Origin of the sequence: Jeotgalibaca sp. A122 (assembly GCF_052266715.1) — a bacterium.
Taxonomy (GTDB): Bacteria; Bacillota; Bacilli; order Lactobacillales; family Aerococcaceae; genus Jeotgalibaca.
In genome coordinates this window covers 188,269-202,938 of the sequence record NZ_JBQPRB010000003.1, presented here as the reverse complement: position 1 = coordinate 202,938, position 14,670 = coordinate 188,269, and the positions used below count along the sequence as shown (strand labels likewise).

The 14,670-nt window shown below is 35.0% G+C and carries 15 protein-coding genes; all 15 read right to left on the bottom strand.

The features are described from left to right. Window positions 1-22: 22 nt before the first annotated feature. The 15 genes from ACTU7M_RS05140 to ACTU7M_RS05070 all read right to left on the bottom strand — a co-directional run bounded on the left by ACTU7M_RS05140 (window position 23) and on the right by ACTU7M_RS05070 (window position 14,549). Window positions 23-733 (bottom strand): CpsD/CapB family tyrosine-protein kinase, encoded by a 711-nt coding sequence (locus ACTU7M_RS05140; RefSeq protein WP_443473306.1) that lies wholly within the window; start codon window positions 731-733, stop codon window positions 23-25. After that, window positions 733-1,479: a YveK family protein gene (locus ACTU7M_RS05135; protein ID WP_443473305.1), complete on the bottom strand. Its 747-nt coding sequence runs from the start codon at window positions 1,477-1,479 to the stop codon at window positions 733-735. The genes ACTU7M_RS05140 and ACTU7M_RS05135 overlap by 1 nt, the downstream gene beginning before the upstream one ends. A gap of 224 nt (window positions 1,480-1,703) precedes the next feature. Continuing rightward, window positions 1,704-2,441, bottom strand: a complete 738-nt coding sequence (locus ACTU7M_RS05130; protein ID WP_443473304.1) for a nucleotidyltransferase family protein — start codon at window positions 2,439-2,441, stop codon at window positions 1,704-1,706. Further along, window positions 2,441-3,640 carry a GHMP family kinase ATP-binding protein gene (locus ACTU7M_RS05125; RefSeq protein WP_443473303.1) on the bottom strand — a complete coding sequence of 400 codons (1,200 nt, stop codon included), beginning with the start codon at window positions 3,638-3,640 and terminating at the stop codon, window positions 2,441-2,443. Before ACTU7M_RS05125 ends, ACTU7M_RS05130 begins: the two co-directional genes overlap by 1 nt. Window positions 3,641-3,655: 15 nt before the next feature. Further along, entirely contained in the window at window positions 3,656-4,675 is a 1,020-nt protein-coding gene (locus tag ACTU7M_RS05120; RefSeq protein ID WP_443473302.1) for a GDP-mannose 4,6-dehydratase, read from the bottom strand. 78 nt (window positions 4,676-4,753) lie between these two features. Continuing rightward, window positions 4,754-5,593, bottom strand: coding sequence for a dTDP-4-dehydrorhamnose reductase (gene rfbD, locus ACTU7M_RS05115; protein ID WP_443473301.1), 840 nt, complete (start codon window positions 5,591-5,593; stop codon window positions 4,754-4,756). Between the two features lie 56 nt (window positions 5,594-5,649). Then, window positions 5,650-6,678 carry a dTDP-glucose 4,6-dehydratase gene (rfbB, locus tag ACTU7M_RS05110; protein ID WP_443473300.1) on the bottom strand — a complete coding sequence of 343 codons (1,029 nt, stop codon included), beginning with the start codon at window positions 6,676-6,678 and terminating at the stop codon, window positions 5,650-5,652. Window positions 6,679-6,696: 18 nt separating this feature from the next. After that, the gene (gene rfbC, locus ACTU7M_RS05105; RefSeq protein WP_443473299.1) at window positions 6,697-7,263 is read right to left on the bottom strand and encodes a dTDP-4-dehydrorhamnose 3,5-epimerase; all 567 of its coding nucleotides are present in this window, start codon (window positions 7,261-7,263) and stop codon (window positions 6,697-6,699) included. Between the two features lie 12 nt (window positions 7,264-7,275). Next, on the bottom strand, window positions 7,276-8,151 hold the full coding sequence (rfbA, locus tag ACTU7M_RS05100) for a glucose-1-phosphate thymidylyltransferase RfbA (RefSeq protein WP_443473298.1): 876 nt from the start codon (window positions 8,149-8,151) through the stop codon (window positions 7,276-7,278). A 61-nt stretch (window positions 8,152-8,212) separates the two neighbouring features. Next, on the bottom strand, window positions 8,213-9,589 hold the full coding sequence (locus tag ACTU7M_RS05095) for an oligosaccharide flippase family protein (protein ID WP_443473297.1): 1,377 nt from the start codon (window positions 9,587-9,589) through the stop codon (window positions 8,213-8,215). Further along, on the bottom strand, window positions 9,590-10,882 hold the full coding sequence (locus ACTU7M_RS05090) for an O-antigen ligase family protein (RefSeq protein WP_443473296.1): 1,293 nt from the start codon (window positions 10,880-10,882) through the stop codon (window positions 9,590-9,592). A gap of 35 nt (window positions 10,883-10,917) precedes the next feature. Further along, the gene (locus ACTU7M_RS05085) at window positions 10,918-12,039 is read right to left on the bottom strand and encodes a glycosyltransferase family 4 protein (protein ID WP_443473295.1); all 1,122 of its coding nucleotides are present in this window, start codon (window positions 12,037-12,039) and stop codon (window positions 10,918-10,920) included. A gap of 10 nt (window positions 12,040-12,049) precedes the next feature. Next, window positions 12,050-12,937 carry a glycosyltransferase family 2 protein gene (locus ACTU7M_RS05080; RefSeq protein WP_443473294.1) on the bottom strand — a complete coding sequence of 296 codons (888 nt, stop codon included), beginning with the start codon at window positions 12,935-12,937 and terminating at the stop codon, window positions 12,050-12,052. 14 nt (window positions 12,938-12,951) lie between these two features. Beyond that, complete coding sequence (locus ACTU7M_RS05075; RefSeq protein ID WP_443473293.1) at window positions 12,952-13,455, bottom strand: serine O-acetyltransferase; 504 nt, start codon at window positions 13,453-13,455, stop codon at window positions 12,952-12,954. 2 nt (window positions 13,456-13,457) lie between these two features. Further along, window positions 13,458-14,549, bottom strand: coding sequence for a glycosyltransferase (locus ACTU7M_RS05070; RefSeq protein WP_443473292.1), 1,092 nt, complete (start codon window positions 14,547-14,549; stop codon window positions 13,458-13,460). Window positions 14,550-14,670 lie beyond the last annotated feature (121 nt).

The following is a 14,670-nucleotide window of genomic DNA, read 5'->3' as shown; positions in this document are numbered from 1 at the left end:
GATGCGAGAGCGGCTATTTGGTTTAGTCTTCTTCTGAGTAGTAATAATAGTAGTTATTATCAATATCGCTTAAAGGTACTTGGTTATAGACAACACCCAATACGTTGGCATTAACCATCTTCAAAACTTCATTTGATTTCAGCATATTTTCTTTTTTGGCCACACCATGATGCGCGACAAAGATGGTACCATCTGCTCTACCAGCCAAAATCTGTCCATCGGTAAAACCCAGCAATGGCGGCGTGTCAAAAATAACCAAATCGAATTGATTTTCCAATTGCGTTTGCAGTTGTTGCATACGGTCACTACCGAGCAGCTCAGATGGATTAGGCGGAACCGGACCACTTGTGAGCAGATACAAACCATTGGATGGCGTTTTAACAACGTACTCCTCAATGTCAGCTTCGGTGTTCGTCAACAGATTGGTCAAACCCATCACATTCGGAACATTGAAGAATTTCTGCAGCGTTGGTCTTCTCAAGTCCGTGTCAACCAACAGGACATTCAACCCTTGCATGGCAAACGTCACTGCCAAGTTGGAGGCAACGGTAGACTTACCGGCATGCGGTGCTGCCGAAGCAATCACTAATGATTTCATTTTCTTATCAATCATCGCGAACTGGATGTTCGTCCGCAAGGTTTTGAATTGTTCCGATACCATTGAGCTGGGATCTGCCACTGTGATTAAACTGGAGACTTTTTTAACGTGATTTCTTTTTGCTTTACTAGCCACTATATTACCCTGCTCCTTCTGTTTGATTTTGCGGTTTGACTTTGAAGGTACTCTTCAATACTTTCTTTGTCCTCCTGGGAAAGAACGGAAATCGTTCCCAAATCAGTCCAACCGATGTGCTCATTGATAAATTGCGAGCCTTTGATGGTATTGTCCATAAAGTGTTGCAAGAAGGCGATTCCTACTCCCAACATCATGCCCACAAGCACCCCTAAAACGAGGTTCATCGGAATATTTGGGGATACAGCATTGGGATTCACATTCGCTTCAGAAATGATGGAAACATTTTCCACATTCATGATATCACTGATATTATTCTGGAACGTTGTCGCTATTTCGTTGGCGATATTAGCGGCAGCGACTGGGTCTTCGGATGTGATGGTTAATGAGAACACTTGTGAATTTTCATTCGCGGTGATATTGACCATCTCTCTGATTTCGCTGACCGTCAAATTCGTATCCAGATTCGCTTTCACGTCTTCCAGGATGACCGGACCACGGATAATATCTTTATAAGTATCAATCATGCGGACGTTGGTATTAATATCATTCAGTTGGATACCAACATTTTCATCGACTGCACGGTTCACCAATAACTGGGTAGTTGATTCATACATAGGGGTGACAACAAAAAAAGTATACAAGGCTGATAAAAGTAACCCTGCAATACTCAGTGATATGATGAGTACTAATTTATTTTTGATAATTGCAAATAATTCGCCTAAACTTATTTCTTCTTCTTCCATTATATCCTCCCTAAACTTCTTACCGGTATTTCTAACACTTAATAATTGTACTATATGTTTATGAAAAAAACTATTGAAATCCCCAATAAAGTGCATATTTCTGCCTTTTTTTAAATAACTGTTTTCAAAATAACTTTAGTTTATATTTTTTTGGAAATTCTTAATCCTCTAAAAAATAACTCCAAATGAGGAAACCTCATTTGGAGCTTAAACACTTTATCGCATTATTTATTTTCAAATATTTCTTTCACACTTTCATAACTATCCACTGTCCCAATATCATAACGCTTCCCTTCAAACAAAAACGCATGAACAGTTTTTTCATCAATTAAATATGGAACGAAGTGTCCCGGCGCATCGGGATTATTTCCCCCGTTCAAATATTTTTGGAAAAGAGGCAAAGTTTCCCGTGTATACAAATAAAACGCCGGCACGCAATAATTGGAGCGTGGTTCTGCAGGTTTTTCTTCAAACGACAAAACTTTTTGCGAGTCGTCCAACTCGACAACTCCCGCCCGCTTCACTTGGGCTTCATTTTCTTCTACGTATGAAGTAATGCAATCTGTTCCCACTTCATTGAAATAAGCGACAAAATCGGTCAGTTCGAAATCAAAAAGATTATCCCCCGCCAAAATCATCAAGTCGTCCTCTATATTCACTGTATCGATAACATATTGGATATCTCCAATTGCTCCTAATCGTGTATCGTTGGTCAATGTACCATCGTTCACCACTGTTATTAACTTGGAATAAGAGACAACTTCGCGCCAGTCCTCGAAATGCCCAGCAAACTTATCATTCGTCACGATTATGATTTCATCAACTTCTTTAACCCGATCAATTTTTTCAACAATAAAATCTAAAATCATTTTTCCAGCCACTTCCAATAGTGGTTTGGGACGGTCTTTTGTCAAAGGATACAAACGTGTTGCATAACCAGCTGCTAAAATAATTGCCTTCATTATCTCACCATCCCTAAATCATCAACCAAACTTGCACCATCAGCTGTCTTGCAGAAATTCACGGCATAGACATCTTTATACTCTGGATGGTGTTTTGGATATTCAGAATCAATAAATGCTTTGATTGCTTCTTTGTAAGCTGGATCCACTAGTCCAATGACCGCACCACGGTAACCCGCACCACTCGGTCGTGCACCATAAACACCTTTACATTTACGTAACAAGTAATAAATTGTCTGCATTTCTGGAATACCAGATTCATATTGATAGAAGGAACTTTCGCCTGACTCAAACATCAATTGTCCGAATGATTCCAAATCCCCTTGTTCCCAAAACTCTGCACCCTTTGCCACCCGTGCTTGTTCGGTGTAGTAATGTGCCGCCCGTTTACGGAATCGTTCCGGAAGTTGATCTTTGTATTGTTCATAAACTTCGACTGGAATATCACGCAACTGCAGCTGATTTAATGGCGTTAAATCCTGTCCACTCAGTTCCTGGAGCAACCAACCAGCCACCCGTACTTCATCAACACGACTATTGAAATCAGTGCTAATCAAATCTTTAGAAATACCGGAATAAACGACAACGACCTCGAATTCCGGCATAGATGCACCCTTATGAACCATATTGAATTCATTCGTCTTACAGTCCATAATCATCAGTTGGTTATCCATGCTCAAGATATTGGCAGACTGATCCAGAATACCGTTTTTCAAGCCGATGAATTTCGTTTCAACCCAGTGGCTATACTGAATCAAATCCAACTTGGAAACGGAAATATCATTCACATCACACAACGCCATTAAATATGCTGTCGTTACCGCTGCCGAAGAGCTCAATCCCCCGATTGGCAACTTGCCACTGACAATGGCATTCAATCCTTTTTTCAAGACATGGTCTTGTTGCAAGGACAAAACAGCACCGCGGATGTAGTTCCCCCAAAATCCGGGGATATATTCCGATTCATGACTGATATGGAACAATTCCTTATCCGGGAAATCAAGACTTTGAACACGGATATAACCATCTTCTGTTGGAGAGTAGACCATGTCCACACTGGAATCCAAGGTCATTCCCGTTACTCTGCCCGCTTGGTGATCAGAATGAGCTCCCAAAGGACAAATCCGCAATGGAGAACGGACCGCCCGGATATCACTATCATCATAAATCTCTTTAAACTTTTTGATTAATTCGGACAAACGTTTTCCCTCCAACTACTTTTTGTTGTAATATTCCACATACCAATCGGTGAATTTCTGCAGACCGTCTTGGATGGATGTTTCCGGCTTGAATGCAATCGCTGCCTGTAACTTATCTGTAGAAGCATACGTGGCAGGAACGTCACCAGGCTTGATAGGTTCAAACTTTTTATCAAAGACTATTTCGCGATTTAATGATTTACTCAAACATTTTTCAAGCGTTTGAATAAACACCATTAATTTTTCAGGACTGTTGTTCCCAATATTATAGACTTTACTAGGAACTTCCTCTTTAGGTGGATTATCTATCAACCTTACGATTCCCTCAACAATATCATCCACATATGTAAAATCCCGGTACAGATCATTCTCAAAATCACCGTTGTTAAATATACTGATGTGTTCACCATTAAAATATTTATCAGTAAATCCAAAGTACGCCATATCAGGTCTTCCCATTGGACCATATACAGTGAAAAACCTTAATCCTGTAGTTGGAATTTTGTATAGATGACTATATGTATGAGCCATGAGTTCATTTGATTTTTTGGTTGCTGCATAGAGAGATACCGGATGATCTACAAAATCAGATTCTTCGAAGGGTACTTTCTTATTGGAACCGTAAACGGAGCTGGATGATGCATAGATAAGATGTTCTACTGGATGATATCGACACGCTTCCAGAATATTAAAGAAACCAATGATATTACTTTGAATATATACGTCTGGATTCTCAATAGAGTATCTAACACCTGCTTGAGCAGCCAAATTCACTACAATACTAGGCTTATATTCCTCGAATGTTCTCAAAAGCAGTTCTTTGTCGGAAATATCCCCTTTGATAAACGTAAAATTTTCAAAAGGTTTCAAATCATCTAAACGGGCATTTTTAAGATTGATATCATAATAATCATTTATATTATCGATACCTACTACTTGGCACCCTTGTTCTAATAATCTTTTTGACAGAAATGATCCAATAAAACCTGCGACTCCAGTAATAAAAAATGTTTTATTAAGTCGATTATTCTCCATTTCTTCCTCCTCATCAAACAATAGTTACTTTTATTATTTTAAAACCTCATATGAAATATGTTAAATCCTTATAAAAATCTATTTACTGATGTTTGAAATGAAAGACGTTAGCGCTTCTTGCCAAGAAGGAATAATGAACCCAGTATCTTTTGCTTTACTTAAATCCATTATAGAATGTTTCGGACGAGGAGCTTTTTGCGGATATTGTTCTGAAGTCACGGGACTCACCTCCACATCCGACTCTTTCAAGATCTCACGAGCGAATTCGTACCATGTACAGCTATTTTCATTCGATAAATGATAAACTCCATACTCTGCTTTAACGTCATTTAAATGTAACATAAATTCTGCTAATGTTCTTGTCCATGTAGGGCGTCCAAATTGATCATTTACTACAGTTAATTTAGGGTGATTTTCTGCTAATCGACGCATGGTGTAGACAAAGTTATTTCCATATTCTCCAAATACCCAAGATGTCCGGACGATATAGTATTTTGAAGAAATTGATTGGACAATTTGCTCCCCAGCATATTTAGCACGTCCATATTCATTTTGGGGATTAGCTGAATCATCCACCTTATACTTATTCTTGTTTAATCCATCAAAGACATAATCCGTACTGATATAGAACATGATTGCTCCTGCTACTTCCGCAGATTCAGCCACATTTTTTGTACCTATTTCATTTATTAATGTATTCAGTTTTTTACCTTCATCTTCTGCTTTGTCCACCGCTGTATAAGCTGCACAATGGAAAACGATTGTCGGTTTTACTTCATTAAATACTTTATCTACGGCACTTTTATCAATAATGTCCATCTCAGTGGAACTTGTAGCTTTGTATTCTATATTTTTCTCATCCAATAATTTACGTAACTCAGTTCCTAGCTGTCCATTAGCTCCAGTGATTAAAATCATATATATTCCTCCCTATAAAAAAAGGTAGGAATATCCTACCTTTTTACAACTAATTATTACTGATTATTTTTTGCATAGTTTGCTTCGACTGCTTCTTTTTCAGCTGACCACCAGTCTTTGTTTGCGATATACCACTCTATGGTGTCTGCTAAGCCATCCTTGAAATTAGTAAACTGAGGTGTCCACCCTAACTCTTCGCGTAACTTGGTAGAGTCAATTGCATAACGCAAATCATGCCCAGCACGATCTTTTACATGTTCATAGGCATCTTTAGGTTGATCCATAAGTTCCAGAATTAATTCCAATACATGCTTATTATTTTCTTCTCCATCAGCACCGATTAAATAAGTTTCTCCAATACGACCTTTTGTCAAAATTGCCCATACTGCAGAAGAATGGTCATTTGTATGAATCCAGTCTCGGACATTTTTACCGTCGCCATATAGTTTTGGACGAATACCGGATATGATATTCGTAATTTGTCGAGGGATAAATTTTTCAATGTGTTGGTAAGGTCCATAATTATTAGAACAGCTTGAAATCGTCGCTTTTAATCCAAATGAACGCACCCAGGCTTTAACCAACAAGTCAGAACCTGCTTTCGTGGATGAATAAGGACTGGAAGGATTATATGGTGTTTCAGATGTGAATTTCTCACCTGGTCCTTCTCCATTTCCTGGTAAGTCCTCACGTAAAGGCAAGTCACCATATACTTCATCCGTTGAAACATGATGATAGCGTACGCCGTATTTGCGACAAGCTTCAATCAACGTGTACGTCCCAATGATATTCGTCTGAACAAATGGAAAGGGATCATTGAGTGAATTGTCGTTATGTGATTCGGCAGCGTAATGCACAACAGCATCTGCATCTTTTACAAGTTGATCCACTAACATGGCATCCGTAATATCGCCTACAACGAGTTCTATTCGTTCTTCTAGTAGTCCCGCTAGGTTTTCCTCATTTCCTGCATATGTCAGTTTATCAAGAACGGTAACGTGAACTTCAGGATGGTTATTCACAACGTAATGAACAAAATTTGATCCGATAAAACCGGCCCCACCAGTAACAATAATATTTTTCATTCTTTTGTCTCCTAGCTCTTATATTTCATTATAAACGAACGGATTATCCAATTCAGCCAACTTAGGATGGTGCTTATCTTTTTCGGATAAAACTAGTTTGTCCAGTGGCATCGGCCACTCTATTCCAATAGCTGAATCGTCAAAAGCAATACCGCCATCGTTTTCTTTCGAGTAATACTCATCAACTTTGTACTGTACATTGCAGTTAGGAGTCAAAGTCACAAAGCCATGCGCAAAACCTTTTGGCACCAATAGTTGACGGTGGTTATATTCACTTAAAATATACCCTTCCCATTTACCGTAAGTAGGAGAACCAATACGTATATCAACCAAGACATCATAAATGATACCGGTTGTGGCACGAATAAGCTTGGTTTGAGCTTTAGCAGGTGTCTGAAAATGCATGCCTCTCAAAACACCTGGTTCAACGGAAAGAGAATGATTATCTTGGATAAAATTGATATCAATACCAGCTTCGCTGAATTTTTCTTTAGTGTAACTTTCCGTAAAAAAGCCACGGTGGTCCCCAAAGACAGCCATTTCAATGATTTTGACGTCCTGTAAATTTGTTTCGATTACGTTCACTCGCTCATCCTCCTATATTTTTTCCGATTCTGCTAAACGAAGTATATATTGGCCATAGCCATTTTTCTTCAAAGGTTGCGCTAACTCGATTAACTGCTCCCGAGTAATGTACCCCATGCGATAAGCAATCTCTTCCAAACAGGCTACCTTCAGATTTTGACGTTTCTCAATTGTTTCAATGAAAGTGGATGCTTCCAATAGAGATTCGTGAGTTCCTGTATCTAACCAAGCAAAACCACGTCCCATAACTTCAACATCTAGTTCGCCTTTTTCCAAATAAGCTCTATTGACATCCGTTATTTCTAATTCACCACGTGATGAGGGGTGGATGTTCTTCGCAATCTCCACCACTTTATTGTCATAGAAATACAGCCCAGTTACAGCATAATTACTTTTTGGAGTTTCCGGTTTTTCCTCGATAGAGATAGCTTTCATATCTTCATCAAACTCAACAACACCAAATCGTTCAGGATCATGGACCTGATAACCGAAGACGGTCGCTCCTGCTTTTTTTGAAGCAGCCCGTTGGATCATTTTAGATAATCCACTACCGTGATAAATGTTATCGCCTAAAATAAGACAGACGGAATCGTCTCCAATAAATTTTTCACCAATTAAGAAAGCCTGTGCCAGTCCATCTGGACTTTCTTGTTCACTATATTCTATATTTATACCAATCTCAGTTCCATCTCCAAATAATTGCTCAAATTTCCCGATATCACTTGGGGTGGAAATTATCAAAATATCTTTGATGCCTGCCAACATTAATGTTGACATTGGATAATAAATCATAGGTTTATCATAAATCGGCATCAATTGTTTTGAAACAACCTTTGTCAGTGGATATAGGCGCGTCCCGCTTCCGCCTGCTAAAATAATTCCTTTCATCATGACCCTCCATTACAATCTCAAATTATATTTGCTGTCTTTCATTTGATGCTATGATAATTTAAATAATACTATCGACGATTCCCAACCATATGCCTATATATCTAAAAATCAAAGATCCAAAGAAAATAATAATTAAATTTGTTAAAACATTTTTCAGGTACATCCATATAGGTTTATTCATTACTTTATATAAAGCGGTGTAATATACTGTTTGGATTACCATTGTTAAAATACAATTAAATACCAATGAAATATATGGACTATCAAATATTTTTCCAACGATAAAAAACGAGAAAATCCCATTAATTATTTGTGCGACTGAAGCGATAATAGTATAACTCTGTTTTTCTAGTACAATATCAATTCCCAATGTACTCATCATAATAAATGTAAATAGTCCTATTATGGTAGCAATTCTTAACATCTGTCCTGCAACATACCAACCTTCACCAAGTAATATTACAGTAAAAACATCTCCAAATGCTAAAATGAAAATTAGAGGGATTATGCATATTTTAAATGCAGTATTTATAGTTTTATGGATATCATCCCAATAATCTAATCCGTTTCTTTTTTTTTCAGCAATATCAGAAAAGAATACTCGTCCAACTGAAGTACCCAGCAAGTTGACAGGGGTACTAATCATTCTCATGCTTAAAGAGTAATATCCAACCGCTTCACTCCCAAAAATAAAGTTAATTAATAATGTTGGTAAAGAGTCTTTAATTCTTCCTAACAAATCGCTTGGCATCTGATATTTTATAAAATTCTTATTTTTATGAAGGACATACTTATACTTTTTTACTTGAATAGTAAAAATTCTAGTTGGCAAATATCTCTTCATATTTAGAAGAGAAAAAAAAGATCCTGCCATAGATCCAATAAAATAACCAAACCCCTTAAATCCTAATAATCCTAATGAAACAGAAAAAATAAAAATTGAAACCTGACTAATAATTGGATTTTTCATTAATACTTGATAATTTTTATCTCTGTTCAACCAAGCATAACAAATATCGACTTGTTTAGCAGTCCATGAATTTACAGCAATAATCAACGCCATCCAGAATGCTGACAACCCCTCATTACTAGGAAAAAAACTATAATAGATGAAGATCAACCCCGAAACGAGAATGGTGATTACCAATGAAATAGTAGAGACTACGCTATATAAATCTAAAACTTCTTCATCATTACTCACCATAATAGCATTGCCTATTCCTAAATCAGAGAAAGCCTTAATTATGAACGTTAATGATGCAATTATTGCCCATATTCCCATAATAGAAGCACCATATATTCTAGTCAACATCGGCAATGTTGCAAAAGAAATAATTTGTCCAACCAATGTCCCAGAAGTTACTTTTACAATGTTCTTAGAGCTTAAAGAAATACTATGTTTTTTAGTAATCAACTTTCGGAAAATTTCTGGCATTCACTTTACCTCATTCAATTCTTTAGCTTTCTCCATTAATTTAACATTATAATAAACACTTTCGAAAATCGCGATGCATAGCGGCAATGCAACAATTCTTGTAATATTCGTAACAATTAAAGATGGTAAAGTAGCCACAATATAAGAAATTATTCCTACAAGAAAAAGTGAATATGTGCTTTTCTTCCAAATTTTTTTTATTATATAGAAAAATCGTAACAATAAAATTACGAATAATAAAATTCCTATTAGCCCCGTTTCCGCTGCTAATCCTAATAGACCTACATCCGTTGGAGTTCCCCCTGCTAGTCCCCCATATACTAGTTTTAAATCAGGTCTGATTGGCCTCACAAGCCCTAACCCGAAAATAGGATTGTTTTTAAAAGCCATCCAATAATACTCTATTTCATGTAACCTTACTGATGTACTCCCACCCAAGTCACCGTTGATATCAAATGAAGAAATAAAGTTACTTAATGCCCCACCAGATATTAATAAAACAGAACAAACTACAGCTACAATCATCATCATCCATTTTTTCTTTGATCTTGAAGACGATAAAACGAGCATAGCCATACATGACAGTAAGCTAGCAATTAGAATTGCTCTTGTTTGACAAAAAACAATCAAATTGATAGCTGATAAACCAAGCATCCAATATACTTTCTTTTTTGAAGTTATCTCTTTATGATGATGCCAAAGTTCCGACACACTATAAGTAAATCCAATAAAATTTATACTTGACCATTCTGCTCTTATCCGCCCATATCTAAATCTAGGCAATCCTGTACTAGACATTCCCTTAAAAGGAATGACCCCTATTAGAGAGTAACTAACACCTTGTAAAAATATAATTATTTGAATAAATAGCAACATACTAAATACGATTGACATCATCTTTTCAAATCCAACTTTATCTTTCATCGCTTTTATGAATACACAGGCAGTTACTGGCATCATCAAATAATCTGCAGCCATTAATAAATCAAAGGCCGATTGATTATATATTTTCATACTTCTATACATTAATAAGATTGATAATATTATTTGAATTATTAGGTATATTGCAAGGAATTTATTTTTTTTTGTAATTTTGATTTTAAAACTTTTTTTTAATAGCATTAACAGTAACGCCATATACAAAATAATAAGAATATAGGTTTTATTATCACTATTATTCCCAATCCAAAATATTTTTGGCAATGGGAATATATAAAAAAATTGCAATTCTATAATTAGGGCGCCCAAAACCATTATTTGAGATAACGTCAAATTCATTTTCTTAAATTTCATGCTTTACCTCATTTCTAAAAGGGATGATGGAGTTTCTAAGTATGCAATTGATCATTTTCAATTACTCTGAGCATTTTAGTGGCTACTGTATCCCAAGAATATTCCTGTATATAATGCTCTCTGCTTTCCAACACATTTTTTTTAATTGTTTTATTTTTTAATAAATCTCGCATTTTTTCTTTTAATTCTCCAATGTTTTCATTATTTAACAAGTAGCCATTTACTCCATCTTTAACAACTTCTTTCATTGCAAAATCATTACTCACTATACAAGGCATTCCATAAACTAGTGCCTCTATATACACTAAACCAAAAGGCTCAAATCTAGAGGGCATGCAAAAAATATCACATTTATTAAAATAATCACTTAATTTATCAAATTTTAAATCCCCTAAAAAAATAATTCCTTCGGGCATTTCAATTATCTCTTTTGGCCTTGCTTTAGGTCCAGCAATATATAGTTCGACATTGTCCATTTCTTTTCTCAATTCATTAAATGCTTTAACTACAATATCTCCACCTTTACGATAGAAATCCCTGCCAACAAATAATATTTTATTATTGGTTTTTTTTTCATTTGTAATTTTATTTATATCTAAGTTAATCCCAGCACCAACATAATGAACCTTATTTTCTGGAATTTTTGTATACTTAATCAAATGGTCCCTTAACCAGTAGCTCATTGTAAATATACCCTTACTATTATCATAAACTTTCTTCTGAAATTTTGCTCGCCACAGTAAATTTTTTATCGAATTCGTTATAAATGGGGAATATTTATAAGCCGTTGGCTTATGAACCCTAAAATCAATTAAACTATCTAAGCTTAAATCCTGATAAATATATTGATTTTTATATTGGGTTTGAAAATCTCCAATCTGTATTAGGGGCTCTGTTTTTTCCCTAACAGCCTTCTCAAGCTTGTTCTTTTTCAGCGTAACCTGTATTTTGGTAAAATCATATTTATTTCTTCGTAACTTACCATTTACTAATCGTAACTGTTCGATACACATCACCATTTTTTGCATTCGGTTAAGCTCTACATTAATATCTTCAACATCAACTTGTTTTCTAAGCGCGTTATAAAGAGAGTATCCCGTACCAGACCATGTCTTTTCTTTTGATTTTCCCCAGGCTACTGCATATAGTATTTTCATAAATTCCCCCCTAGGTTCTCTTTCCCATCTTCCCTATCATAAAATCCTTTAATGCTAACCCAGAATTTTCATAACTAAATTGCTTTTTTGCTATTTTTTTTAGTACATACAGAAAAGAGATTGGATATGCAGTAATCTTATTTTTAAATTCAAAATTTCTTTTAATAAATGTGAATCTATTTCTAACAAAATAATACTGGTAATTAGCTGAAAAACGTTCTGTACTAACAGACTCTTTATGGTAAATTTTAGCCTGTGGCTCATACCACAAGAACATACCTTCATTTAGTACTCTGATGGAGAAATCTGTATCTTCAAAATAAAGAAAATAATCTTCTGGTAATACTCCAACAGTTTCAAAAACATTAATCGGAACAAGCATACAACATCCCGTTGCAAACGTTATTTTTCTTGGCATATCATATATTTCTAAATTTTTTCCGTTGATTCCTTCTATATAAACGCCTCCTTTGAGTGTATTTATATCTCCTCCTGCATATGACACGACACTCTGATCATAATAATTATATATTTTTGGGCATACTATTCCTATATTAGTTTCTTTTTCAAATACCTCTAACATTTTAATTAGAAAATCGGATTCAACTGTTGTATCATTATTTAACAACATGATATAATCGCTTTTTTTTATAGCTAAGTTTATTGCTAAGTTATTTCCTCCTGCAAATCCCAGGTTTTCTCCGCTATTAATAATGTGCACTTTCTTATTATTAATTTCCTTTAATATGGCATAATCTTCTTTTCTAGATGCATTATCGACAACTAATATTTCATAATTGTCATATTCTAAATTCTTAAGACTATCTATACATTCAACCGTATGTTCTGCCGAATTATAATTAACTAAAACAATGCTAACAAAGGGACATTCTCTCATAATAATATAATCACTTATCCTTTACTTTTATCCTCAAAATCCAAGTCCCTTACTACAAGACTTCCCGCCTTAATTACAACATTATCTTCTATTTGTACTGGACCAAATACTTTCGCATCTGTGTAGATAGTTACGTTACTTCCTAAGACAGGCATATATATTTTTTTATTTTTATCATCTATCCTGTGTTTCCCTGTTCCACCTAAAGTAACACCTTGATAAACAGTCAATTTCCCTTTTGATTGTACACCTGCTCCTATAACAACGCCTAATCCATGTACTAATCTAAAACCTCCAGCTAAATCCGCCTTATAATCAATATCACAGCAATATATAAGTCTATTGATGTACCATACAATTTTTGCTAATGGCAATAAACGAATTTGATAAAGAAAATGAGAAAATCTGTAGAGCGCAACGCACTGAAAACACGGATTAATTAAAATTACAAATATCTTAGTTATAAAAGGGTATTTTTTATTTTCAGTAAATACATCTAAGTCCTTTGATATCTTCATTTTTACCCCTCTGTCATATATATATCCTTCAAAAACTCTGCATTGTATTTAATATCATAACCTGATTTTTTTATTTTAGATTTAATCTGATTAATATTATCTCCTCTTAAATTTGTATTGATTGTTAGGCATTCCTGTGCCCAAACACTAGGATGCTCATCAAGAGATATATACTTAACCAAATCATCTGCAACATTGGCAACTTCTGGCACTACTGCTGAAGCAATAGAAGGTAGTGAAGCTGCTTGTGCTTCAATTAACGCAAGGCCCAATCCTTCCCATTTTGATGGAAAAACGAATATATCCATTGCTTGCATCAAATAAGCTATGTCATCTCGCCTGCATAAAATTTTCACATCATCTCGTAGTCCCAATAGTTCTATTTTATTAACTAATTCTTCTGGCGCCTTTTCACTACCACTAATAAGTAATAGTACACTATTAGGTTTTATTTTTTTTATTTCATAAAATACATCTAAGAGAAATGTCTGATTTTTACCGTTATTGAATAAACCAACATGCCCAACAACAAACTGATCCTGAAGTCCTAACATTTTTCTATATTCATCTCTAGATGTTTCATTATATTCATACTTATCTAAATCTATAGCATTATTTAACACTAAGAAATTATCCTTACCATAAATCCAATCTCCTGCAACATCTGAACATGCAACTGCTTTGGTGTAGGAATGTTTAAAAATATATTTGAATATTTTATGAAATTTTCCTTCGTCACAGCTATGAGAATGTGCGATTCGAATAGGAATTTTATATTTTTGTGCCATTCGAAGTTCTAGGGCCATTGTTGCGCTATTTCCATTAACATGAACTACATCATATCCCGACTTCATCACTTCAGACAATTCTTTTAGATATCTTAAAGTTTGTTTCTTTCTATGACTTAATTCTATAATGTTCGCTCCTGCAAATCTCTTACGTATATTATTATCAATGGTAATTCCTTTTCGATTGGTTGCTATAAAATCTATACACAATTCACTTTTATCCATAGCTTCATAATAATTCATTAATACATTTGTAATACCATTATATCCAAATAAAACTGTATTTATGATTAGTATTCTTTTCATTAAAAATGTATTCCCCTTTAAAATATACTATACTCTTTACACTAGTGTAGCGTTGACAAAAGAATAAATTTAAAAGACGCTAAGAATAGCCTCAAATGATATTTATAAACTCCGGTCAAAA

Excerpts from the sequence above, each read along its gene's own strand:
- rfbA (WP_443473298.1), bottom strand. The coding sequence starts at position 8,151 with ATGAAAGGAATTATTTTAGCAGGCGGAAGCGGGACGCGCCTATATCCA.
- ACTU7M_RS05130 (WP_443473304.1), bottom strand. The coding sequence starts at position 2,441 with ATGAAGGCAATTATTTTAGCAGCTGGTTATGCAACACGTTTGTATCCT.
- ACTU7M_RS05135 (WP_443473305.1), bottom strand. The coding sequence starts at position 1,479 with ATGGAAGAAGAAGAAATAAGTTTAGGCGAATTATTTGCAATTATCAAA.
- rfbD (WP_443473301.1), bottom strand. The coding sequence starts at position 5,593 with ATGATTTTAATCACTGGAGCTAATGGACAGCTAGGAACTGAGTTACGT.
- ACTU7M_RS05075 (WP_443473293.1), bottom strand. The coding sequence starts at position 13,455 with ATGAAGATATCAAAGGACTTAGATGTATTTACTGAAAATAAAAAATAC.
- ACTU7M_RS05080 (WP_443473294.1), bottom strand. The coding sequence starts at position 12,937 with ATGAGAGAATGTCCCTTTGTTAGCATTGTTTTAGTTAATTATAATTCG.
- ACTU7M_RS05090 (WP_443473296.1), bottom strand. The coding sequence starts at position 10,882 with ATGAAATTTAAGAAAATGAATTTGACGTTATCTCAAATAATGGTTTTG.
- ACTU7M_RS05120 (WP_443473302.1), bottom strand. The coding sequence starts at position 4,675 with ATGGAGAATAATCGACTTAATAAAACATTTTTTATTACTGGAGTCGCA.
- rfbB (WP_443473300.1), bottom strand. The coding sequence starts at position 6,678 with ATGAAAAATATTATTGTTACTGGTGGGGCCGGTTTTATCGGATCAAAT.
- ACTU7M_RS05085 (WP_443473295.1), bottom strand. The coding sequence starts at position 12,039 with ATGAAAATACTATATGCAGTAGCCTGGGGAAAATCAAAAGAAAAGACA.
- ACTU7M_RS05095 (WP_443473297.1), bottom strand. The coding sequence starts at position 9,589 with ATGCCAGAAATTTTCCGAAAGTTGATTACTAAAAAACATAGTATTTCT.
- ACTU7M_RS05070 (WP_443473292.1), bottom strand. The coding sequence starts at position 14,549 with ATGAAAAGAATACTAATCATAAATACAGTTTTATTTGGATATAATGGT.